General features: G+C 74.9%; 17 protein-coding genes. 5 read left to right on the top strand and 12 right to left on the bottom strand.

Annotation, left to right across the window (positions count from 1 at the left end):
- Window positions 1–40 precede the first annotated feature (40 nt).
- The 8 genes from ACFV1L_RS11490 to ACFV1L_RS11455 all read right to left on the bottom strand — a co-directional run bounded on the left by ACFV1L_RS11490 (window position 41) and on the right by ACFV1L_RS11455 (window position 12,860).
- Entirely contained in the window at window positions 41–4,954 is a 4,914-nt protein-coding gene (locus tag ACFV1L_RS11490; RefSeq protein ID WP_380365023.1) for an amino acid adenylation domain-containing protein, read from the bottom strand.
- Window positions 4,954–6,993 carry an ABC transporter ATP-binding protein gene (locus ACFV1L_RS11485; RefSeq protein WP_380365022.1) on the bottom strand — a complete coding sequence of 680 codons (2,040 nt, stop codon included), beginning with the start codon at window positions 6,991–6,993 and terminating at the stop codon, window positions 4,954–4,956. The genes ACFV1L_RS11490 and ACFV1L_RS11485 overlap by 1 nt, the downstream gene beginning before the upstream one ends.
- Window positions 6,990–7,217, bottom strand: a complete 228-nt coding sequence (locus ACFV1L_RS11480) for an MbtH family protein (protein WP_380365021.1) — start codon at window positions 7,215–7,217, stop codon at window positions 6,990–6,992. The genes ACFV1L_RS11485 and ACFV1L_RS11480 overlap by 4 nt, the downstream gene beginning before the upstream one ends.
- Window positions 7,218–7,275: 58 nt before the next feature.
- The gene (gene dpgC, locus ACFV1L_RS11475) at window positions 7,276–8,574 is read right to left on the bottom strand and encodes a (3,5-dihydroxyphenyl)acetyl-CoA 1,2-dioxygenase DpgC (RefSeq protein ID WP_380365020.1); all 1,299 of its coding nucleotides are present in this window, start codon (window positions 8,572–8,574) and stop codon (window positions 7,276–7,278) included.
- Entirely contained in the window at window positions 8,571–9,254 is a 684-nt protein-coding gene (dpgB, locus tag ACFV1L_RS11470) for an enoyl-CoA-hydratase DpgB (RefSeq protein ID WP_380365019.1), read from the bottom strand. The genes dpgC and dpgB overlap by 4 nt, the downstream gene beginning before the upstream one ends.
- A 19-nt stretch (window positions 9,255–9,273) precedes the next feature.
- Window positions 9,274–10,377: a 3,5-dihydroxyphenylacetyl-CoA synthase DpgA gene (gene dpgA / locus ACFV1L_RS11465; RefSeq protein ID WP_380365018.1), complete on the bottom strand. Its 1,104-nt coding sequence runs from the start codon at window positions 10,375–10,377 to the stop codon at window positions 9,274–9,276.
- Window positions 10,374–11,738 (bottom strand): PLP-dependent aminotransferase family protein, encoded by a 1,365-nt coding sequence (locus ACFV1L_RS11460; protein WP_380365017.1) that lies wholly within the window; start codon window positions 11,736–11,738, stop codon window positions 10,374–10,376. The genes dpgA and ACFV1L_RS11460 overlap by 4 nt, the downstream gene beginning before the upstream one ends.
- 660 nt (window positions 11,739–12,398) lie before the next feature.
- Complete coding sequence (locus ACFV1L_RS11455) at window positions 12,399–12,860, bottom strand: MarR family winged helix-turn-helix transcriptional regulator (RefSeq protein ID WP_380365016.1); 462 nt, start codon at window positions 12,858–12,860, stop codon at window positions 12,399–12,401.
- A gap of 59 nt (window positions 12,861–12,919) precedes the next feature.
- Between ACFV1L_RS11455 and ACFV1L_RS11450 the strand changes: the two genes are divergently transcribed.
- Window positions 12,920–13,270: a hypothetical protein gene (locus ACFV1L_RS11450; protein ID WP_380365015.1), complete on the top strand. Its 351-nt coding sequence runs from the start codon at window positions 12,920–12,922 to the stop codon at window positions 13,268–13,270.
- Window positions 13,271–13,414: 144 nt separating this feature from the next.
- Here the strand turns inward: ACFV1L_RS11450 and ACFV1L_RS11445 are convergent, their stop codons facing one another.
- Window positions 13,415–14,611 carry an alpha/beta hydrolase family protein gene (locus ACFV1L_RS11445; protein ID WP_380365014.1) on the bottom strand — a complete coding sequence of 399 codons (1,197 nt, stop codon included), beginning with the start codon at window positions 14,609–14,611 and terminating at the stop codon, window positions 13,415–13,417.
- 299 nt (window positions 14,612–14,910) lie between these two features.
- Between ACFV1L_RS11445 and ACFV1L_RS11440 the strand changes: the two genes are divergently transcribed.
- Together ACFV1L_RS11440 and ACFV1L_RS11435 are read left to right on the top strand one after the other, a co-directional pair.
- Entirely contained in the window at window positions 14,911–16,158 is a 1,248-nt protein-coding gene (locus ACFV1L_RS11440) for an alpha/beta fold hydrolase (RefSeq protein ID WP_380365013.1), read from the top strand.
- A 196-nt stretch (window positions 16,159–16,354) separates the two neighbouring features.
- The gene (locus ACFV1L_RS11435; protein WP_380365012.1) at window positions 16,355–17,218 is read left to right on the top strand and encodes a universal stress protein; all 864 of its coding nucleotides are present in this window, start codon (window positions 16,355–16,357) and stop codon (window positions 17,216–17,218) included.
- Between the two features lie 181 nt (window positions 17,219–17,399).
- Here the strand turns inward: ACFV1L_RS11435 and ACFV1L_RS11430 are convergent, their stop codons facing one another.
- Window positions 17,400–18,026 (bottom strand): TetR/AcrR family transcriptional regulator, encoded by a 627-nt coding sequence (locus ACFV1L_RS11430; RefSeq protein ID WP_380365011.1) that lies wholly within the window; start codon window positions 18,024–18,026, stop codon window positions 17,400–17,402.
- Window positions 18,027–18,221: 195 nt separating this feature from the next.
- Here ACFV1L_RS11430 and ACFV1L_RS11425 point away from each other — a divergent pair, with 195 nt between their 5' ends.
- Window positions 18,222–18,986, top strand: coding sequence for an SDR family NAD(P)-dependent oxidoreductase (locus ACFV1L_RS11425; RefSeq protein WP_380365010.1), 765 nt, complete (start codon window positions 18,222–18,224; stop codon window positions 18,984–18,986).
- Window positions 18,987–19,191: 205 nt separating this feature from the next.
- Window positions 19,192–20,379, top strand: coding sequence for an alpha/beta hydrolase (locus tag ACFV1L_RS11420; RefSeq protein WP_380365009.1), 1,188 nt, complete (start codon window positions 19,192–19,194; stop codon window positions 20,377–20,379).
- Between the two features lie 94 nt (window positions 20,380–20,473).
- Here the strand turns inward: ACFV1L_RS11420 and ACFV1L_RS11415 are convergent, their stop codons facing one another.
- Both ACFV1L_RS11415 and ACFV1L_RS11410 read right to left on the bottom strand, forming a co-directional pair.
- Window positions 20,474–20,800, bottom strand: coding sequence for a hypothetical protein (locus ACFV1L_RS11415; RefSeq protein WP_380365008.1), 327 nt, complete (start codon window positions 20,798–20,800; stop codon window positions 20,474–20,476).
- Window positions 20,801–20,900: 100 nt separating this feature from the next.
- Window positions 20,901–21,296: a ribonuclease domain-containing protein gene (locus tag ACFV1L_RS11410; RefSeq protein ID WP_380365007.1), complete on the bottom strand. Its 396-nt coding sequence runs from the start codon at window positions 21,294–21,296 to the stop codon at window positions 20,901–20,903.
- Window positions 21,297–21,352: the final 56 nt, after the last annotated feature.

Here is a 21,352-nt window from a genome sequence, read left to right as displayed (position 1 = left end):
CGCTGAGCCGCCGTGCCGCACCGGCGGGCGCCCGGCCGGGTCACTCCCGGTCCTCGCCGCCCTCCGCCTCCTCGCCCTCGTCGCCGAACGCCGACTCGAACTCGTCGATGTCCTCCTGGCCGAGCGAGATCAGCGAGAAGTCCGACGGGGTGTGGCCGCCGGGCCCCTCGGCGGCGTGCCGGGCCAGGCCCTCCAGCACGGCCCGCCAGCGCTCCGCGAGGTCGCCGAGCTCCGCGTCGGAGAGCAGTCCGGCGGGCGAACCGAGCACGAAGGTCAGCTCCGGGCCCTCCGGCAGGTTGCGGGCCGAGCCGTTGATCTCCAGCACGTGCCGCCACGGCATCGACGGATCGACGCTGCCGGGGATCACGTGCTCGCCGGTCGACGTCCACGGACGGCCGGAGGGGGCCTCGGGCTCCACCGCATCCGGCCCGGCGTCGGCCTCGGCGCCGCCCGGCTCCTCGTCCGAACCGCCGAACCGGCCCAGGTAGTTGAACCCGATCTGCGGCGCCGCCAGCGGTTCGAGCACCGGACGCGTCGCCGGGTTCACGTACCGCAGCAGGCCGTAGCCCAGGCCGTCGCCCGGCCGCTGCCGCAGCTGCTCCTTGATCCGCTTGATCAGCCGGGCGGCGTCCTCGCCGCCGGCCCGGATCTCGTCCGGGTCGACCGGGCCGGTCTCCAGCCACACCGGGTACACGGCGGTGAACCAGCCGACGGTCCGGGTCAGGTCCATGTCCTCGGACAGCGGGACCCGGCCGTGCGCCTCACGGTCGATCAGGAAGCCCTCCGGGACCGGCCGGCCGCGGGCCCGCAGCCACTCGTCGAGCGCCGCGGTCAGACCGGACAGCAGCACGTCGTCCACGCCCGCGTGGTACGCGGCGGGCAGCGCCGTCAGCAGCGGGCCCGCACTGGCCGCCGGAACGGTCAGCTGCGCGCTGGAGCGGCCCGCGCCGACGGTGTCGGTGCGCGGATCGAGCGGACGGTGCGCGAGCGGCGCCTCGTCCCGGTCCAGGATCCGCTGCCAGGCGGGCAGTTCGTCGACCGTCTGCTGCGCCCGGGCCCGGTCCGCGAGGGCGCCGGCCCAGCGGCGGAACGAGGTCGGCTCGGGGGCGACCGCCGCCTCCGCGGCGTCCGCGCCGCCCGCGGTCAGGGCCGCGTGGGCGAGCGCCAGGTCGGGCAGCAACACCCGCCAGGAGACGCCGTCGACCACCAGGTGATGGGCCGTCAGCAGCACCAGGCCGCTCTGCCCGGGGCCGCGGTCGAGGAGCACGGCCCGCAGCATCACGCCGTCGCGCGGCGCGAGCCCGGCCTCGGCGGCGGCGGCCTGCTCGTCGACCAGCGCGTTCAGCCGCGTCTCGTCGAGGCCGGCGGCGTCCACCCGGGTCACCGGGTCCGCCGGGAACGCGCCGGGCTCGGGGACGGTCAGCTGCTCGTCCGTCCCGTCCAGTCGGGCCCGCAGCACGGCGTGCCGGCCGGCGACGGCCCGCAGCACGGCGGTGAGCTGATCGGCCGTCAGGCCCGGCGGGGCGGTCAGCAGCATCGCCTGGCTGCCCGCGCGGGCCGGGGAGCCGGCCCGTTCGGCGATCTCCCGCATCACCGGGGTCAGCGGGACGGGGCCGAACGGAACGTCCTCGGCGGCCTCCGCCTCCGCGTCGTCGACGGGCTCGGCCACCCGGGCGAGCTCCGCGGGGGTGGACAGCTCGAAGATCTGCCGCGGCGAGATCGCCAGACCGGCCTTGCGGGCCTGCCCGGCCAGCATCATCGAGGTGATCGAGTCGCCGCCGAGCACGAAGAAGTCGTCCTCGGGACCGGCCTGTTCGAGGTGCAGGACCTCCGCGAAGAGCCGGCACAGCACCTCCTCCGCGTCGGTGGCGGCCTCGCGCCCGGCCCTGGCGGAGAACACCGGCTGCGGCAGGGCGGCCCGGTCGAGCTTGCCGTTCGCCGTCACCGGCAGCGCGTCCAGCACCGTCACCGACGCCGGGACCAGGTAGCCCGGCAGCTTCCCGGCCAGGTACTCCTGCAGCGCCTGCGGGTCGAGCGGCTCCCCGGCGCCGCCGTCCGGCACCACGTACCCGGCCAGCCGCTTGTGGCCGCCGCTGTCCTCGATCGCGACCACCAGCGCCTGGGCGACGCCCGGGTGCGCGGCGAGCACGGCCTCGATCTCGGCCGGCTCGACGCGGAAGCCGCGGATCTTCAGCTGCTCGTCGGCGCGGCCGAGGAAGATCAGCTGGCCGTCCGGGGTCCACTGCGCCAGGTCGCCGGTGCGGTACATCCGCGCGCCCTCCGGTTCGCCCTCGGCGGGGAACGGGCAGGCGACGAACCGCTCCGCGGTCAGCGAGGGACGGCCCAGGTAGCCGCGGGCCAGGCCGGCCCCGGCGAGGTACAGCTCGCCCGTCATGCCGACCGGCACCGGCCGCAGGAACGGGTCCAGCACGAACACCCTGGTGTTGTCCATCGGCAGCCCGAGCGGCACCACGTCCGGCACCGACTCCGGGTCGGTGAACGGCAGCTGGGTGGTGAACGCGGTCGTCTCGGTCGGACCGTAGGTGGTCCGCACCACCATGCCGGGATGGGCGCGCAGCAGGGTCCGCACGGCGTGCGCGGACACCACGTCGCCGCCGGTGGAGACCTCGCGCACGCCGCCGAAGATGTGCGGGGCCTGCTCCGCGAGCACCCGGAAGTACCCGGCGGTGGCGTGCACGTTGGTCACCTGGTGGGCGGCGATCAGCCGGCCGCGCTCGACGGTGTCGATGTCCCCGGCAGGGACCAGCACCAGCCGGCCGCCGTGCAGCAGCGTCGTCCAGATCTCGTACGTGGAGGCGTCGAAGGCGTGGTTGGCCTGCACCAGCACCCGTTCCAGCGCCTCGGACGACCAGCACTCGTCCAGGCAGAACGCGAGCACGCTGCCGTACGTCACCGCGACGCCCTTCGGCACGCCGGTCGACCCGGAGGTGTAGATGACGTACATCAGGTTCTCCGGCCGCACCGGCACCGACGGGAACGCGGCCCCGTCGGCCCCGGCGGGCTCGTCCGCCGCCAGCCGCAGCACCTCGGCGGGCGCGAACAGCTCGGCGTCGGCCAGGCCGCGGCGGGCGTTCGGCTCGTCGACCAGCACCACCGGCGCGCCGGCCTGGGTCGCCACCGCGCCGAGCCGGGCGGCCGGATGGGTGCCGTCCATCGGCAGGTACGCGGCGCCGGCCTTCACCACCGCCAGCAGCGCGGCGACCAGCTCGGGCGAGCGGTCGGCGACCACGCCCACCAGCGTCTCCGGGCCGACGCCGTGCGCGGCCAGCCGGTGCGCCAGGCGGTTCGCCCGCCGGTCGAGCTCGGCGTACGTCAACCGGTCGTCGCCGGCGACCACGGCCACCGCGTCGGGGGAGCGGCGGGCCTGCTGCTCGAACAGCTCGGCGAGCGTCGCGTCGGGCAGCTCGCGGCGGTTCGGGTTCGCGGCGCCGCCCAGCTCCTGCCGCTCCTCGCCGGTCAGCACGTCCAGCCGGCCCAGGGTCACGTCCGGGTCGTCGGCGACCTGCCGCAGCACCAGCAGCATCCGGTCGACCAGGCCGCGCGCGGCCCGCGCGTCGAACAGGTCGGGCCGGTAGTCGAGCCGGATCTCGGTGTCGTCGGTCGGCGTGACCACCAGGGTCAGCGGGTAGTGGGCGGCCTCCTCGCCGCCGCCGGCGGACACCATGATGCCCGCGGGCCCGCGCCGGGACGCCCAGGACGGCAGCCGCGGCGGCCGGGGCGAGCCGTTCCCGTCGTCGGGAGGCGGTGCGCCCGGCCGCAGCGGGCCGCCGGCCTGCTCGCCGGAGCGCAGCGCCGTCCCGCCCAGGCCCTGGCCGCGCGGGGCGGGCCCGGGCTCGGAGGGGGCGAGGTCCGGGGCCGCCATCGGGCCGCGCGGGTAGTTCTGGAAGACCAGCAGGGTGTCGAAGATCGCGCCGGGGCCGCCGGCCCGCTGGATCTCGGACAGGCTGAGCTGCTGGTGGTCGAGCAGGGCGGCCTGCTGGTCCTGCAGCGCCGCCATCGCCGCGCGGAACGACAGCGCCGGGTCGAGACGGACCCGCACCGGCACGGTGTTGATGAACAGGCCGACCATCCGGTCCGCCTGCGGCACGTCGGTGGGACGGCCGGAGACGGTCGCGCCGAAGACCACGTCGAGCCGGCCGGACAGCTTGCCGACCAGCAGCGCCCAGGCGACCTGGTAGACCCGGTTGAGGGTGACGCCGGCGTCGCGCGCGGTGTCCCGCAGCCGGTCGGCGAGCGGGTCGCCGACCCGGTCGATCACGTGCTGGAGCATCTGCGGCGGGCCGCTGCGGTCGGCCGGGCCGACCAGGGTCGGCCCGTCCGTGCCGGCCAGCATGGCGTGCCAGGCCTCGCGGGCGGCGTCGGTGTCGCGGCGGCCCAGCCAGGCCAGGTAGTCGCGGTACGGCGGCACCGGCGGCAGCACCGACGGGTCGGCGTCGTGGTCGTAGAGCGTCCACAGCTCGTCGAACAGGATCGGCAGCGACCAGCCGTCCATCAGGATGTGGTGCATCGTCACGACCATCCGGTAGTGGTCGGGGCCGGCGCGCACCAGCAGCACCCGCAGCAGCGGCGGCATGCCGAGGTCGAAGCGCCGCGCGTCGATCGCGGCCAGGCGCTTCGTCTCCTCGTCGGCCTCCTGCTCGGTCAGCTCGCCGAGGTCGGCGTACGTCCACGGCAGCCGCACGCCCTTGGCGATCACCTGGACGGTGTCGCCGCTCGCGCGGGAGCGGAAGGCGGCCCGCAGGCTGGCGTGCCGGTCCAGCAGCGCCTGCCAGGACGCCCGCAGCACTTCGGGCCGCAGCGCGCCGTCGAGGCCGAGGATCCGCTGGCCCACGTACACGTCGCGGGGCGCGTCCCGGTCGTACGAGGAGTGGAACAGCAGTCCTTCCTGCAGCGGGGAAAGCGGCCACACGTCCTCGACCTTCAGCTGGCTCATCATGCTCTCCGTTCGGATTGGTCGGGCCGTTCGGGTTCGCCGGGCCGGCCGGCCGGCTTCGGCGGCGGCAGTCGGCGCAGCGGGCCGCCGCCCGGGGGCAGCGGGGGCAGGTCCTGGTAGCCGTTCGCGGGGCGCGCCTCGGGCTCCGGGCGCGGCGCGGGCGGGTTGGCGAACTGGGTGCGGTACAGGTCCGCGTACAGGCCGCCGGCGTCGACGAGGTCGCTGTGCCGGCCGCGTTCGACCACGCGCCCGTCCTTGAGCACGAGGATCTGGTCGGCCTGGCGGATGGTGGACAGGCGGTGCGCGATCACCAGCGCGGTGCGGCCGGACAGCGCCGTCCACAGCGCGGTCTGCAGCGCCGCCTCGGACTCCGAGTCCAGGTGCGCGGTGGCCTCGTCGAGCACCACCACGGACGGCTGCTTCAGCAGCAGCCGGGCGATCGACAGGCGCTGCTTCTCGCCGCCGGAGAAGCGGTAGCCGCGGTCGCCGACCACGGTGTCCAGGCCGTCGGGCAGCGCGGCGATCACCTCCTTGACCTGGGCGGCCTCGCAGGCCTCCAGGAGCTCCGCCTCGGTGGCGTCCGGCTTGGCGTACAGCAGGTTGGCGCGGATGGTGTCGTGGAACAGGTGGGCGTCCTGGGTGACCATGCCGACGGTGTCGCGCAGCGACTCCAGCGACAGGTCCCGCACGTCGTGGCCGCCGATCCGCACGGTGCCCTCGGTGGGCTCGTACAGCCGGGCGACCAGCTGGCTGACGGTGGTCTTGCCCGCGCCCGAGGGCCCGACCAGGGCGGTCAGCCGGCCCGCCGGGGCGCGGAAGGTCACCCCGCGCAGCGCGTGGCTCTCGCCGTCGCGCTCCGGCGCGGGCAGCGTCAGCGTTTCGAGCGAGGCCAGCGAGACCTCCTTCGCCGTCGGGTAGCGGAAGGAGACGTGGTCGAACTCGACCTCCGGCGCGCCGGCGGTCCGGGACGCGGGCAGCGTCACCGGGTCCGGGCGTTCCGCGATCAGCGGCTCCAGGTCCAGCACCTCGAACAGCCGGTCGAAGGAGACCAGGGCCGTCAGGTAGTTCGACTGCAGGTTGGACAGCTGGTTGATCGGGCCGAACAGCCGCGCCAGCAGGGTGGCCAGCGCCACCAGGCTGCCGATCTGGATCGTCCCGCCGATCACCAGCTCGCCGCCGACGCCGTAGACCACCGCGGTCGCCAGCGACGCCAGCAGGGTCACCGTCACCAGCAGCATCCGCGAGTACACGGACGTGATCACACCGACGTCCCGGACCCGCGCCGCGTTGCCGGCGAACCGGCGGGTCTCCCGCTCCGGCCGGCCGTACAGCTTGACCAGCAGCGCGCCCGCCACGTTGAACCGCTCCTGCATCAGCGAGCCCAGCTCGGCGTCCAACTGCATCGACGTGCGCAGGTTGCGCTGCAGCCGGCGGCCCACGATCCGGCCCGGCAGCACGAACAGCGGCACCGTGACCAGCACGACCAGGCCGACCAGCCAGGACAGGTAGAAGATCGTCGCCAGCACCAGGGCCAGCACCACCAGGCTGGACAGCACGTTCGACAGCAGCACCGTCACCGCCTGCTGCGCCTCCATCACGTCGGTGTTCAGCCGGCTCACCAGCGAACCGGTCTGGGTGCGGGTGAAGAACGCCAGCGGCTGCTTCTGCACGTGCTGGAAGACCTCGGTCCGCAGGTCGTAGATCAGCCCCTCGCCGATCCGCGCCGAACTGCGGCTCACCAGGTAGCCCACCAGCGCCTGCAGCACCGCCAGCACCGCCACCGCGGCGGCGGCCAGCGCCACCACGGTCCGGTCGCGCGGCACGATGCCGCGGTCGATCAGCACCCCGAACAGCAGCGGAGTGGAGACGGTGATGACGGCGTCGACCACGGTCAGGGTCAGCAGCGCGACGATCTTCCCGCGGTAGGGCCGCAGGTAGGGCAGGATCCGCTTGGCCGTACCGGGCCGGACCTGGCCGCGCAGCGGATCGGTGCCGCCCGGGGTGGCCCTGATCGTGATCAGCGCGCCGGGGCCGCTCATGAGGCGGCGACCTTCTTCCCGTTCGGGGGCCCGGGCGGGCCGGGCGGACGCTGGTCCGTCCAGGCCCGGTCGATGTACTCCAGGCACTCCTCACGGGTGCCCCGGCCGTGGGCGACCCGCCACCCGGCGGGCACCTGCGCGAACGCGGGCCACAGCGAGTACTGGCCCAGCGGGTTGACCAACGCCAGGTACACGGCGTCCGGGTCGTCGAATGGGCTGATCATCGCGGTCTCCTTCGCGTTCCGGGCTTCGGACAGGGGGTCGTGGGGTTTCCGGCGGGCGTCACCCGGACGGCCGGGCCGCGAACCGGCCCGCCTTGCCGAGGACGTCCGCCGCGTGGATGCGCAGCGCCTGCTGGACGGCGAACTCCGCCATGTACGCGCGGAAGCCGTCCGCCGGCTCCAGCGCCAGGTTCACCATCCGGCGGTTGGCGGTGACGGCCGGGTCGCGGAGCCGCACCAGGGCCAGCTCGACGGCCTCGTCCAGGGCCGCCGGGTCGACCACCTCGTCGACCAGCGTCCGGGCCTCGGGGTCGCGCGCGTGCACCCGCCGGCCGCCGAGGATGATCTGCCGGGCCAGCCGGGGGCCGGTCACCGGCGGCAGCCGGAAGTCCGCCGCGCCCGGGACGATCCCCTCCTGCGCGGCCGGCAGGCTCAGGTAGGCGTCGGACGCCGCGAGGACGTGGTCCACCGCCAGCAGCAGCTGCATGCCGCCGCCGATCGCGAAGCCGTCCACCGCCGCCACCCACGGCATGTCCGTCAGCGGGTACCGCCACGACGGCTGGTCCGTGCGCAGCCCCAGCAGCAGCTTCCGCAGGTAGCCCAGCTCGCGGCGGAGCAGGAACCCGACGAGCGAGATCTCGCCCGCGTGCAGGCGCTTCAGGTTGATCCCGGCGCTGAACACCCGCCGCCCCGCGTAGCGCGGATGCGTCATCTCGCCGCCGCGGATCAGCCCGATCTCGCACTGCTCGTCGAGCAGCGCCAGGTCGACGGCGGTCTCCATGTCGTCGACCTGCTGCTCGTCCTCCGCGTTCAGGCGGTCCGGCGCGCACATGGTGATCCGGGCGACGCCCGCGTGCCGCTCCAGCAGGGTGGTCTCCAGCCGGACCGCCCCGGTGGCGCGGAACCCGTCCAGCAGGCCGAGCGCCCGACCGGTGGGCCGCAGCATGGAGTCCAGCAGGTGGTCGCCGACCGGCGGGCAGCGCAGCAGGCCGCGCAGGAACACGCCCAGGTCGACGTCGTAGCCCAGCCGCTCGGACACCGGCGTGGCCCGCTCCGCCCGCAGCTGCGCGGGCGAGGGCACCAGGCCCGGCGCCGCCGAGTCGGCCGCCGCCACCAGGGCGTCCAGCCGCGGCCGACCGGTCCGGTCGGCGGTCAGCCGGTCGTACAGCGCCTCCGCGTGACGGTCCAGCAGGGCGGTGCGCTGCGCCCGGGCCTCCTCCAGCGCGGTTTCGACGCGGGGGCGCTCCTCGCCGGAGTACGGGCCCGGATCGGGCAGCGGCGCCAGCAGCCGCACCGCCCGGTCCAGCCCGTCCGGGCGGCGGACGTCGACGGCGGCGGCCCGTGCGTGCGGGGTGCTCATGCCGTCACCCCGTTCGCCGCCCGCAGCGCCCGGTCGCAGGCGGCCAGGTGCGGGCCGAGGGCGTCCTCGAAGCTCATCCACTGGGCGTCGAAGGCGAGTTGGCGGCGGATCGCGAGCTCCGGCCCGGACATCCGGCGCACCAGCCGGGCCGCGGCCACCAGGGTCCGGCGGGGGTCCGTGCTCAGCTGGTCGACCAGGCCGCGGTCCAGGGCCTCCCGGGCGGTCAGCGGCCGCCCGAACAGCACCATCCGGCGGGCCGGTCCCAGCCCGAGCTGCTGGACCAGCCGGAACGCGGCCATCCCCGGCCAGGTGCCGTGCTCCTGGAACGCCAGCCGCAGCCGCAGGTCCGGCGCGGCCACCCGGACGTCCGCGGTGAGCAGCAGGTCCAGTGCGACGCCGCCGCACTCGCCGCTCGCCGCCGCCAGGGTGGGCAGCCGCAGCCGCTCGAAGCGGCGCACCGTCCGCTCCCACTTGGTGACGGCGGCGACGTCCGGCCGCTTCGCCACCGCGTCGCCCGGATCGCCGGGCGGCGCGCCGGAGACGTACAGCGCCGCGAAGTCGGCCCCCGTGGACTCCGCCTCGTCGCACAGGTCGGCGACGGCGCGGGTCAGCTCGGCCGAGATCTCCCGGCTGCCGTCCACCCGCAGCACCGGACCCCCGACGAGAGCGTTGACTGGCATGGCGTTCTCCCTTGCTGGGTCACCACTGGATGAGCGCGGTCTCGATGGTCGAACCCGGCCCCATGGTCATGAGCACTCCGTAGTCGCCGGCGCGGGCCACGCCCTCCTGCAGCAGCCGGTCGTAGGAGAAGAGGAACGAGCCGCTGGAGACGTTGCCGTAGTCGCGCAGCACGGTGATGGTGTGCCGCAGGTCGTGGCGGGTCAGCCCCAGGTTGACGGCGACCGAGTCGATGACCTTCTTGCCGCCGGAGTGCACCAGCCAGTGGGCGATGTCGTCGCGGTGCAGCGAGGTGCCGGCCAGCAGCCGGTCCACGACGTCCTCCACGTTCGCGCCGACCAGGTACGGCACCTGCGGGTCCAGGAAGAAGCTGAAGCAGCCCTGCTCGCGGTCCCAGTCGTAGCGCATCGCGTCGATCGCGTCGACGAGGGTCACGCCCTCGGTCCGCAGGATCCGGGGACCGTCCGGGCCCGCGCCCGGCACGCCGTCCTCGCCGACCGGGTCGGCCATCACCGCGACGGCCGCGGCGCCGTCCCCGAACAGGCTGTTGACCACCGCCGTCCGCATCGTGGCGTCCATCGCGTACGCCGCCGAGCAGGCCTCCGCGCAGACCAGCACCGCCGGCCGGCCCGGATTCGCCGCCGCCCAGTTGCGGACCACCCCCAGCCCGTTGAGTCCCGCGTTGCAGCCCATGCCGACGATGTCGGAGCGCCCGATGTGCCAGTCCATGCCGAGCTCGCGGATCAGCAGCGCGCTCAGCCCCGGCGTGAGGAACCCCGTCGACGTCACGCAGCACAGGTACGCCACCTCGGACAGGTCGATGCCGGTCCGCTTCAGGCACTGCGTGAGCGCCTCCGCGCCCAGGGCCACCGCCCAGGCCTTGTGCTTGTCGAGCAGGTCGCCCTGGCTCTCCCGGACCCGGGTGCCGTCCGGCCCCGCCGGGGGCAGCACCAGCGAGCGCTGCCGGATCGAACCCATCAGGAACACCGAACGCACCCGCCGGTCGGTGATCTCGAACAGGTCCAGCAACTCCTCCTGGGAATAGTGCTCGGGCGGCACCGCGGTGCCCACACCGAGGATGTGCGGGGCCGTCAGGACCGTCGGTTTGTCCAGACCCGCGGTCATGACGGGTCACGCTCCGTTCCGCTTGCCGTTCCTGCGCCGAGCGCCCCGGTGAGTGCCTCGGTGCCGAGCGTCTCGGTGCCGAGCTTCTCCAGGAACCGGGCCAACCGCTCGACCCCTTCGGCGATCTGGCGTTCGGTCAGGTAGCTGATGGACAGCCGGATGTCCTGCTCCCCGCCGCCGTGCGGGTGGAAGAACTCCATCGGCGTCCAGATCACCCCGAACTCCCGGGCCGACCGCTCCAACGCCGCGACCCCGGTGCGGAACCCGGTCCGCAGGGTCAGGAAGAACCCGCCGTCCGGACGGTTCCAGTCCACCCCCAGCTCCCGGCGGCGCGCCTCCGGCAGCCACCGGTCCAACTGCGCCAGCGTGCCGGCCATGCTGCGCCGGTAGTGCTCGGCGGTCCGCGCGCTCAGCTCGGACAGCCGCCCGTCCGCACTGAGCAGGGCGCCCGCCGCGACCGCCTGACTGAGCGTCGACGTGTTCACCGTGACCATGCTCTTGACCTTCGCCACGTCCCGCGCCAGCAGCCGGACCCCGCCGCTGCCGTCCCGCACCTGCTGGTCGGCCACCACGTAGCCGATCCGGGCGCCCGGGAACAGGGTCTTGGAGTACGTGCCCAGCTGGACCACGCACCCCGTCCGGTCGAGCGCCTTCAGCATCGGCCGGCGCGGCCCCGGACCGGCGAACCGGTAGGGGCTGTCCTCCAGCACCAGCAGCCCGTGCCGCGCGGCCAGCTCCAGCAGCGCGGTCCGGGTCTCCAGGTCCAGCGTCGAGCCGGTCGGATTCGCGTGGTCCGGCACCACGTACACCGCCCTCGGACGGCGGCCCGCCGCCTGCTCCGCCCGCACCGCCGCGTCCAGGTCCGCCACGACCAGCCGCCCGTCACGCTCCGGCACCGCGACCACCGGGATGTCCAGCAGCCGGGCCGCCCCGATGATGCCCACGTAACAAGGAGTCACCAGCAGCAGCACGTCCCGCGGCGTGGCGAACAGCGTCCGCAGCACCAGGAACATCGCCTCCTGCGCGCCGACCGTCACCACGATCGACTCCGGCGCGACCTCCAACTCCTCGTCCTGGCGCAGCGAGTGCGCGATCAGCTCGCGGATCTGCCCCGCCGCCGGCCCGTACTGGTAGAAGCTGCTGCGCACCTCGGCCGGCCCCGCGCCCCGGCTCCCCAAGTACGCCGCGTACCGGCGCAGGTAGCCGTGCACCTCCTCCACCTCGAAGAAGCCGTCGTACGGGCGCCCCGGCGCGAACGACAGCGCGTCCGGGTACGCGAACGTGATCTCGTTGAGGAAGTTCATCCGGTCGAGGACCGGGTCCTCGATGCTCGAATGCAGGGTCGTCGAATCGAGCACCATCGTGCCCACCTTTCCGCGCCCACACCGGGGTTCCGGCACCTCGCCGTACGGCGGGTGCTCCGGCTCGCAGGAAGGACGCACGGCAGGCGGCGGGGGTGCGGCGACCGGACCGTCGGGCCTCCGGCCGGGCGGAGGCAGTGCGGAACCCCGGCCGGGCGGAGGCGCGCCCGGCCGTGAACACGGCACGCGTCGGCCCGCCGGCGGTTCGCCCGGACCGTCCTCCGATGCTCGGACATCGGCCATGTTCGACTTCGATTTCATCGCGGTCCCCTGGGGCCCGGCCTGCGGGCCCCGGTCTGCGCCACCGCGCGCGCACCACCGGTTCGAGCCCCTGCGGGCGTGGCGATGGCACGCCGGACGGCCGTCGAAGGGGCCGGACAGGACGTGGCACACGGTGTACGAGCACCCTGACACGGCCCACTCACCGCACTTCGCGCCTACGGCGGGCGTCCACGGGACACCTGCGGCACTGGGCCTGCCTGCCTGCTGTTCGTCCTCCTACCAGTACGCGCCCGGAGTCACGGGCGTGTCAAGCCTGGCCGCGAGGCGCGCTGCGCTGGCGCGGCAAGCATCGTGCGTGGGCGGACTGTGTGTGGCGGGTGCGCGAGGCGCGCGGGGGATTCCCGGCGGGGCGGGGGCGTGCCGGCGGGCTCGGGGGTGTCAGTGCGGGAGGTGCTGCTCGCCCAGGGAGCGCAGGTGGCGGGCGAGGGCGGTGCGGTGGGCGGCGGTGAGGCCGGCGGTGAGATCCGCGTCCACCGCCTCGGCGGCGTCGGCGCAGCGGGCGAGCAGGCGGCGGCCCTCGGCGGTGAGGGTGAGGACCTGGCGGCGGCGGTCGTCCGGGTCGCGCAGGCGCTCGACCGCGCCGAGCTCCTGCAACTGGTCCGCCAGGGACACGACCAGGCTCGGCGCGACGCCCAGTCGGGACGCCAACTCCTGTTGGGACGCGGCCGATCCGGCGTCCAGCGCGGCCAGCAGCCCCGCGTGCTTGGGCTTGAGGCCGAGCGCCTGGACCCGCGCCGCGAAGCGGTCCGAGGCGAGAGTGCCGAGGGTGCCCAGATTGAAGGCCACCGTCGCGCGGAGCGCCGCCGCTCCCTTGGTTCCCGCTCCCTTGACATCGCTCACGCCCCGAATGGTAGCGTCCGCGTATCGTTCAGGGCTCGAATGATTCAGGGGGAGACGGAATGACGGCACTGCTGGCGGCCAACGCGGTGGTGGCACTGCTCGGCGCCGGAGCCGGCGTGGCCGGAGCGGTCCGCCCCGGGCTGGTCCTGGCCGCCAACGAGCCGATCGCCGCCGGGACGCAGCTGTACGCCCGGGCCTACGCCGCCCGCGCCGTCCCGCTCGGCATCGCCACGGCGCTGGTGCTCGCCGCCGGACCCTGGAGCGCGGCTCGGCCGATGCTGACGGTGGCCGGACTGGCGCAGCTGGGCGACTCGGCGATCGGCCTCCGCGAACGGAACCCCGGCATGGCGATCGGCGCCGGCGCGGCCGCCGCCCTCCACCTCGCCACCGCCTGCTGGGCGGCCCGCTGACCGGGACCGCCCGCCGAACCGGCCCGCGGAGCGTCCGGGGCCCCGCTCCGCCGACCGTTGACCACTGATCAACTCAGGTGTGGGACACGGCAGGTTGACAGTGCGGCGGCGGATCGGGGGCGGCCCCCGAAGGGGCCGATGCGGCTAGTGCCGGAAGAGCACTTCCGGGTTGTTCGGCGAGGGGCCGTCCAGCAGCGGGCTGTGGATCCCCTTCAGGCTCTGGTCGAAGAACGCCGTCACGTACTCACGCGTGATCTCGATTCCGCGCTCGGGATCGAGCGGCGGCGTCGGGAACCCGGCCTGCCCCTGGAGCAGGTCCCCGTCGGAGAAGCTGAAGTGGTCGGAGCCGGTGACCGTCAGCCACTTCTTGAAGCCGCCGAGGGCGGTCCAGGCCTCCTCCCAGTCGGTGTAGTGGTCGCCGCCGCCGGGCGTGTGGCCCAGCATGAGGAACGGCCGGTCGATCTGGCCGGGCTTCGGGGCCGGGTGGAAGGTGCCGTCGATGTTCACTCCGGCCCGGACGCGCGGGTCGGCGATCATCGTGTCGGCGGCCGCCGCTCCGCCGAGGGAGTGTCCGCCCGTGCCGATCCGGTGCCTGTCGACGAGGTGGGCCAGGTGCCACGCGGTGTTGCCGTGCGTCAACTGGTCGATCACGAAGGACTCGTCCCGCGCCCGGCTGGCGGCGACGGCGTCGTAGTCGAGCGTCTCCGGGTGGTCGCAGATCGCGCACGGCGGCGTCTGGCCGTCCGCCAGCGTCTCGCCGCTGTCCTCGTAGGTGTGGCCGACGAGCGCGACGACGTAGCCGTGACTGGCCAGGTCGGTCGCGAGCGAGGTGAGCGTCATGCGCGGGTTCTCGGACGCGGGTGAGAGGAGCACCAGCGGATGCTTGCCGGGCTGCGGCCGCGCGCCGTCGAAGGCGTGCGTGGTGACGCCGGAGAGGCTCTCCGGGGTGATGCCGGAGCTCGGCGGCAGATTCCGGCGCTGGACGACTCCGGCTGCCTCGGCGAGGGTCATGTACGGGGCCGGGGTCCCGGTCCCGGGGACGGCCGGGTAGACCATCGTGACGGTCAGTCGGCGGGGGCCGGACGACGGCACCCACGGATCGGGACGGCTCGTGTCGGTGAGATGGATGATCTCCTCGCCGGCGGCGTAGGGGCCGGTCGGTGCGGGGAGCTCGCCGTGGAAGGACCGCGCGGGCGCGGCGGCAGCCGTGACGGCGGTCGCGTGCACGGCGGACGGCGGGGGCGTGGCGGCGAATCCGGTGCCGGTCGCGGCCACCGATGCGGCGAGACCCAGGATCGCGGCGGCGCCGATGCGGCGCTTGAGGTTCGACGAAGTGCTCATGGGCACGATCCTGTCCGGCCCCGCCCCGCCGCTCGATCATGCAGGTTTCACTCTTCAAGGTGGTACTGGGTACACCCCGAGTCCCCTGGCGACCCGAGCTCGCGCTGCGGTTCGCCGGCACCGGCAACGGCACCGGCACCGGCACCGGCACCGGCACCGGCACCGGCGCGGGCTCGGCCGGGCCGGGGCCGCCGGGGTCGACTCCACTGCCGGGGTGAGGCGTTGTCCACCCGCAGGGGGACCGGTTCGAGCTCCGGCGGGGACGCGCCGAGGTGTCGCGCGGGGCGAGGGTGGGCGGCATGAAGACATTGCTCGCGGGTGGGTTGCTGGTGGTCGGGGTGCTCGGCGGAGTGGTCGGGGCCGTGGTGGGGACGGTGGTGGCGGGAGCGGTGTGGCCCGTCCTGGGGGCGATGCTGGCGGGGGCGGCGTGCGGGACCGCCGTCGGGTGCGGGCTGCCGGTGTGGGGTGCGCGACGGGTGGCCGGGTGGCCGGGCTGGCTGCCGGCGGCGATGAGCGGGGTGCTGGCGGTCGCCTACGGGGCCGCGGTGCTGTGGCCCGGGGAGCGGGCCGTCCCCGGAAAGGCCGACGCCTACTGGGAGTTGCCGACCGGCTCCCGGCTCGCGTACCGCCTGACGCCGGCTCAGGGGCCGGCCCGTCCCGAACCGGTGCTGCGGCTGCACGGCGGCCCGGGCACGCCCGGCGAGGCGGCCGACGGTCTGGACGAGGCACTCAGTCGCGCGGGCTACCGGGTGTACGACTACGACCAGTTGGGCTCCGGGGACTCGCCGCGCCCGGCCGACCTGTCCGGCTACACGGTGCAGCGGCAGGTGGACGACCTGGAGGCGATCCGGCAACGGCTCGGCGCGCCGAGGATGGTGCTGATCGGTGCGTCCTGGGGTGGAACCCTCGCCGCCGAGTACCTGGCCGCGCACCCGGACCGCGTCGCACGCGTGGTGTTCACCTCGCCCGGCGCGCTCTGGACGCCCGAGTACACCGACGAACAGGCCGGGCAGCTCTGGGACCGGCTCACCCCCGACCAGCGCGCCCGGGTCGACGCCCTGGGCGGCAACGGACCGCGCGTCCCGCTCTGGTCCCTGCTGATGGCCCTCGACCCGGCACAGGCCCACGCCCTGCTGCCCGACGAGCAGGCCGACGCCCTCATGGGGCGGTTGCTGGCCGTCTCCGGCTCCGCCGCGACCTGCCGCCCCGGCGCCGCCGCCGAACTGCCCGTCAAGACACCCGGCTCCTACGCGAACCAGCTGATCGTCGCCGACCTGCGCCACCGCCCCGACCCGCGCCCCGCGCTGCGCACCGTGCACGTCCCGGCGCTGGTGCTGCGCGGCGAGTGCGACTACAAGCACTGGGAGGTCACCCGCGAGTACCGCGACACCCTGCCGGGGGCGCAGTTGCTGTACGTCCCGGGCGCGGGCCACGCCATCGCGGTGGACCGGCCCGCGGAGTACCGCGCCGCCGTCCTCGCCTTCCTGACCGGTACCCCGCTGCCCGGCACCCCGTACACCGGCGCGGAGGACCCGGCCGAGCACTGACCGGGGGTGCGGGAAAGCGGTTTCCCCTCTCCGCGGACCGGGCGGACGCCGAGGGCGGGAACGGCAACGGCCCTGACGCACCCGGGACGGCAGGCGCACGGAAACCGCTTTCCGGGTCCGCCTGCCGCCCCTGTTTGTTCGGGTGGCGCGGGGCGGCGCATGCTGGAAGGAGCAACCGGGCTCCGAGGAGTGTGCCATGGAGATCAGGGCAGCCAGCGGTGTGATCGTCGGAGTCGACGGTTCGGCACCCGCCGCGGAAGCGGCCGAGTGGGCGGCCGGCGAAGCCGAACGGCGCGGGGACAGCCTGCACCTGGTGCACGCGGTCAACACCGGCACCGTCACGCTCTCGCCCCGGACGGGGGCGACCGTCACCGATCTGATCCTGCGCGAGGCCGAGGAGTTGCTGGAGGCGATCAAGTCCGGCCTGCAGGCGGCCCACCCGACGCTGCGGATCACCGGGGACGTGGTGCCCAGGGACGCCGCCGAGGCCGTGCTCACCGCCGCCGAGCACGCCGGACTCGCGGTGCTCGGCACCCGGGGCCACGGCGGGTTCGCGTCGTTGCTGCTCGGCTCGGTCAGCCTGCGGGTGGCCGCGCACGCCGCCTGTCCGGTGGTGGTGGTCCGCGGCACCGAGCACCCCGACGGTCCCGTGCTGGTCGCCGTCCACGACGAGCGGGACGCCGCCGCGCTGCGCTTCGGCTGCGAACTCGCCGCCCGGCGGGGCCTGCCGCTGCGGGCACTGCACACCTGGTCGCCGGTGGTCGCCGACGTCGGGCGGATGGCGCCGATGGTCGACGAGCTCGGTGAGGAGGCCAAGCTGCACGAGCAGTTGCTGGTGCGCACCTGCGAACCGGTGAAGGACGACTTCCCCGCCGTCGACTTCGAGACCCGGCAGCTCACCGGTGGAACCGCCGCGAGTGTGGTCGAGGAGTCCCGGACCGCCGCCCTGGTGGTGATGTCCCGCCACCAGCCGGCCCTGCGCTTCGGCCTCCGGCTGTCCACCCCGGTGCACGCCGTCCTGCACCACGCGCAGTGCCCGGTGGCGGTCGTCCCGGTGTGAGTCGGCCACCGGTGTGAACCAGCCAATGGAAGAGGGGAGTTGAGGGGGCGTCCGCCCGGCCCCGCCCAGCGGCGCGGGGCCGGGCGGGCGGGGGTCGAGGGGAGCGGGCGCGGAGCCCGGCCGCCGCCGTCCGGGCGGGCGCGGACGGTTGGCCCGGCAGGGGCCGGATGGTGATGTTCCGTCAGTTCGGCTCCAGCAGCGTCCCCGTGAGGCGCCGGAACGCGGTGTCGGCGAGGTCGGCGGCCCCGGCCGGGTCGGTGTCGTCGGCGGCCCAGGCCTCGACCGCCACCCGCATGGCGGTGTTGGCGGCGGCGGCCAGCAGGCGGGCGTCCAGGCTGTCCGGCGGCAGGTCGGCGAGGGCGGCGAGGACGGGGCGCAGGGCGGCCTCGGCGTCGTGGTGGATGCGGTGCCAGACGTCGCGCAGCGCCGGGTCGTCGGGCATGGCGCGGAGCAGCCCCCGGGTCCAGGCGAGGTTCTCGGCGGGGCGGCCGGGCGCGGGGGTGAGCGAGGCGCGGGCGGAGTCGAGCAGGGCGGCCAGCGGCGGGGCGCCGGGGGCGGTGGCGGCGAGCAGGTCGATCCACTGGCGGGAGCCGTCGGCGAGCAGGGGGGCGACGGCGTCCTCCTTGGTCCGGAAGTACCGGTAGAAGGTGCGCAGCGAGACGCCGGCGGTGCGGGCGATGTCCTCGGCGGTGGTGCCGTCGGCCCCGCGTTCGGCGAACAGGCGGGCGGCGGCGAGCGCGATCTCGTGCTGCGTGGCGGCCTTGCGGCGCTCGGTGAGAGTGGGCGCGGGGCGTTCGGGTGCGGCCATGGGCGGGTCCCCCGGTGCGGGCCGGCCGGGGCCGGCGGGCAGGTGCGGATGGAAGGCGGGCCGGTGGGCCCGCACCCCAGGGTAGCCGCCCGTGCGTCACGGCATGCGGAAGTGGCACAACGTGCCACCTTGGCGTACCGTGCAGTTCAAGGGGCCGGGCCGACCCGGTCGGCCCCCGCACCACAGGGAGACCCCATGAACCGCTTCGAAGGCCGCCGCGTCCTGATCACCGGTGCCGGCTCCGGCATCGGCCGGGCCACCGTCCACCGGATCCTCGCCGAGGGCGGCACCGTGGTCGCCGCCGACGTGGTCGAGGCCGGGCTCGCCGCCACCCGCGAGCAGGCCGAGGCCGCCGGTACCGCCGACCGCCTGACCACCAAGGTCGTCGACATCTCCGACGAGGCGTCCGTCAAGGCCGGCGTCGGCGGCGCGATCGCCGAACTCGGCGGCCTGGACGCGGTGGTGAACGCCGCGGGCATCCTCCGCTCGACGCACACCGCGCAGACCACCCTGGAGTTCTGGAACCGCATGCTGGCGGTCAACCTGACCGGCACCTTCCTGGTCACCCGCGAGGCGCTGCCCGCGCTGCTCGCCACCGGCCGCGGCGTGGTGGTCAACTTCTCGTCCACCTCGGCCTCGTTCGCGCACCCCTACATGGCGGCCTACGCGGCGACCAAGGGCGGCATCCAGTCCTTCACCCACGCGATCGCCGCCGAGTACGCCAAGCAGGGCCTGCGCGCCGTCTGCGTCGCCCCCGGCTCGATCGCCTCCGGCATGACGTCGGACCCGGGCCTGCCCGAGGACGCCGACATGTCCTGGTTCGTCAAGCTCCAGCCCGCGATCGGCCAGGGCTTCGCCGGACCCGAGACGGTGGCCGGCGTGATCGCGATGCTGGCCTCGGACGACGGCGCGTTCGTCACCGGCACCGAGATCCGCATCGACGGCGGCACGCACGCCTGAGCCGTCCCCCCGACGGGCCGTCAACCCGCCGCCCGTGCCCGCCGCCCCCGGGGAGCGCGGGCGGCGGGGCGGAACCGTCCGGGGGGTGGCCGGCGTCCTCGCGGCAGCGTGCATACTTAGCCGGCACGTTCGACACGGCCGCGCCGGGCCCGTTCACCACCGGCTCGCGGACGCGCCGCGAGGGGAAGACACGGGGACCACGGCCATGGGGCTGACCAGCACGACGCTGCTGCTGTTCACGAGCGAGATCGCACTGGCGGTGATGGCCGCCACCGTCTGGTGGTGGCCCGCGCTCGCGAAGCGGCACTGGCGGGCCGTCGTCGGCCGGATCGGGCTGCTGCTCGGCAGCCAGCTGACGCTGCTCGCGGTGATCGGCCTGGTCGCGAACAACTACTTCTCGTTCTACAGCAGTTGGAACGACCTGCTGGGCACCGGCAAGGACGGCCCGGTCTCCGTGCAGGCCGCCGCCGTCCCGGCCGCGCCGGCCGGGGCGACGGCCGCGCCCAGCCCGACCGCCACGGTCGAGCCCGAGCCCGCCGACCTGCCGCTGCTGCCCGCGCAGGAACTCGGCAAGGAGCCGGTCGACACCACCGTCGGGCGGGACCCGAAGAAGGTCGGGGAGATCCGCTCGGTGCGGATCCCCGGCGCGCGCACCGGGCTGAGCACCGACGGCTACGTCTACCTGCCCCCGGAGTACTTCCAGCCCGGCAACGAGCAGCGCCGGTTCCCCGCGGTGATCGCGATGACCGGCTTCCCGGGCGACGCGAAGGCGCTGATCACCCGCTTCAACTACCCCGGCGTCGCGCTGGACGAGATGCGCGCCGGGCGGATGCGGCCGACCGTGCTGATCCTGATGCGCCCGTCGCCGGCGATGCCCGCCGACCCGGAGTGCGAGAACGTCCCCGGCGGGCCGCAGGCCGAGACGTACTTCGCCAAGGACGTGCCGCGGGCGATCGGCGCGACCTACCGGACCGCGAGCGGTCCCGCCGCGTGGGGCGTGATGGGCAACTCGACCGGCGGGTACTGCGCCGCGAAGCTCGCCATGCGGCACCCCGAGGTGTTCGCGGGCGGCGTCTCGATCTCCGGCTACCTGAAGGCCGCCGAGGACGTCACCACCGGCGACCTGTTCAAGGGCAGCCAGCAGCGACGCGACGAGGCCGACCTGCTGTGGCGCCTGCAGCACCTGCCGATGCCCGCCACCGCGGTCATGCTGAGCGGCGCGGAGAAGGGCGACGGCGACTTCCGCAAGGACGCCGACGCCTTCACCGCCGCCGCGAGGCCGCCGCTGGTCACCGGCGTCGCGTCCGTCCCCGAGGGCGGCCACAACTTCCAGACCTGGATCAAGCTGCTGCCGTCCGCCTTCCAGTTCCTCTCGGCCCACCTGAAGGCGTGACGGCGGCGCGTCGGTCGGGGCGGCAGGGTGCGACGGCGGCGGGCATCGGGGCGGTGCGTCGGGCCGGGGCGCTGCGTCGGGCCGGGGCGGTGCGTCAGGCCGGGGTGAGGGTGCCGGAGTGCAGCTCGCCGACCCGGCCGGTCTCGCCCTCCCAGGTCCAGAACACCTTGACGGTCAGGGAGTTGAGGTCCATGACGTGGCTGACCGTGATGCCGCTGCGCTCGGTCCAGGAGACGAACCAGATGCCCGGGGCGATCGCGGCGGTGTGCAGCGGGACGTCCTCGTACTGGCCGGCGGACTCGCCGAGGCCCTCCCAGCGCAGCCGAGTGCCGTCCGCCGAGTAGGAATTGCGGAAGGCCGCGCCGTTGTCGACCTCGAAAAGGTAGGTGCGGCCGGCGAATCCCGGCAGGGCGGCGGTCATGTGCAGGCGGTCCTTCGGCGGTCGGTGCGGTGGGCGGGCACGGCCGGCGCGGCCGTACCCGCCCCAACCTATCGGACCGGAGTCCGAACCGGGCGTCCGGTCAGCAGGCGAAGTCGACGCGGCGGAACGTCGCGTAGTGGTCGGCCGTGTAGTAGTCCTCGTGGTGGACCTTGCCGGTGACGATCCGGCGGGCGCCGCGGGTCGGGCTGCCCGGGGTGATGACGGTGTACTCGTGGTAGTAGCCGGTCGTCTGCGCGGGCAGGACGCCCTCGCGGTTCTGGAAGACGACGCCGTCCTGGGAGTAGGGGAACGGCCCGCCGGCGTCGATCAGGCGGATGGTGTCGCGGCCCTGGCTGGGCAGCGCGCTGTAGCAGACGTTGCCGCTGACGGCCGCGTGCGCCTCGGCGGCGGTGACGACCACGGCGGTGGGCGCGAGGGTCAGCAGGCCGAGGGCGGCGACCGGGACGGCACGGTTCTTCAATCCACGTAGCGTCATTCGCATGCCAGCAGTGTGACGCTGCGTCAGGCGACGGCGGAACCCTTGTGGCGAAC

It is taken from the genome of Kitasatospora sp. NPDC059646 (genome assembly GCF_042734615.1).
Lineage (GTDB): Bacteria > Actinomycetota > Actinomycetes > Streptomycetales > Streptomycetaceae > Kitasatospora.
This window is presented reverse-complemented; position numbering and strand designations above follow the sequence as displayed.

Bases quoted from the DNA above. Each gene is read 5' to 3' on its own strand.
- ACFV1L_RS11480 (WP_380365021.1), bottom strand. From the start codon at position 7,217: ATGATCAGCCCATTCGACGACCCGGACGCCGTGTACCTGGCGTTGGTC.
- dpgC (WP_380365020.1), bottom strand. From the start codon at position 8,574: ATGAGCACCCCGCACGCACGGGCCGCCGCCGTCGACGTCCGCCGCCCG.
- ACFV1L_RS11430 (WP_380365011.1), bottom strand. From the start codon at position 18,026: ATGGCCGCACCCGAACGCCCCGCGCCCACTCTCACCGAGCGCCGCAAG.
- ACFV1L_RS11485 (WP_380365022.1), bottom strand. From the start codon at position 6,993: ATGAGCGGCCCCGGCGCGCTGATCACGATCAGGGCCACCCCGGGCGGC.
- dpgA (WP_380365018.1), bottom strand. From the start codon at position 10,377: ATGACCGCGGGTCTGGACAAACCGACGGTCCTGACGGCCCCGCACATC.
- ACFV1L_RS11425 (WP_380365010.1), top strand. From the start codon at position 18,222: ATGAACCGCTTCGAAGGCCGCCGCGTCCTGATCACCGGTGCCGGCTCC.
- ACFV1L_RS11420 (WP_380365009.1), top strand. From the start codon at position 19,192: ATGGGGCTGACCAGCACGACGCTGCTGCTGTTCACGAGCGAGATCGCA.
- dpgB (WP_380365019.1), bottom strand. From the start codon at position 9,254: ATGCCAGTCAACGCTCTCGTCGGGGGTCCGGTGCTGCGGGTGGACGGC.
- ACFV1L_RS11445 (WP_380365014.1), bottom strand. From the start codon at position 14,611: ATGAGCACTTCGTCGAACCTCAAGCGCCGCATCGGCGCCGCCGCGATC.
- ACFV1L_RS11440 (WP_380365013.1), top strand. From the start codon at position 14,911: ATGAAGACATTGCTCGCGGGTGGGTTGCTGGTGGTCGGGGTGCTCGGC.
- ACFV1L_RS11410 (WP_380365007.1), bottom strand. From the start codon at position 21,296: ATGACGCTACGTGGATTGAAGAACCGTGCCGTCCCGGTCGCCGCCCTC.
- ACFV1L_RS11460 (WP_380365017.1), bottom strand. From the start codon at position 11,738: ATGGTGCTCGATTCGACGACCCTGCATTCGAGCATCGAGGACCCGGTC.
- ACFV1L_RS11415 (WP_380365008.1), bottom strand. From the start codon at position 20,800: ATGACCGCCGCCCTGCCGGGATTCGCCGGCCGCACCTACCTTTTCGAG.
- ACFV1L_RS11435 (WP_380365012.1), top strand. From the start codon at position 16,355: ATGGAGATCAGGGCAGCCAGCGGTGTGATCGTCGGAGTCGACGGTTCG.
- ACFV1L_RS11450 (WP_380365015.1), top strand. From the start codon at position 12,920: ATGACGGCACTGCTGGCGGCCAACGCGGTGGTGGCACTGCTCGGCGCC.
- ACFV1L_RS11490 (WP_380365023.1), bottom strand. From the start codon at position 4,954: ATGAGCCAGCTGAAGGTCGAGGACGTGTGGCCGCTTTCCCCGCTGCAG.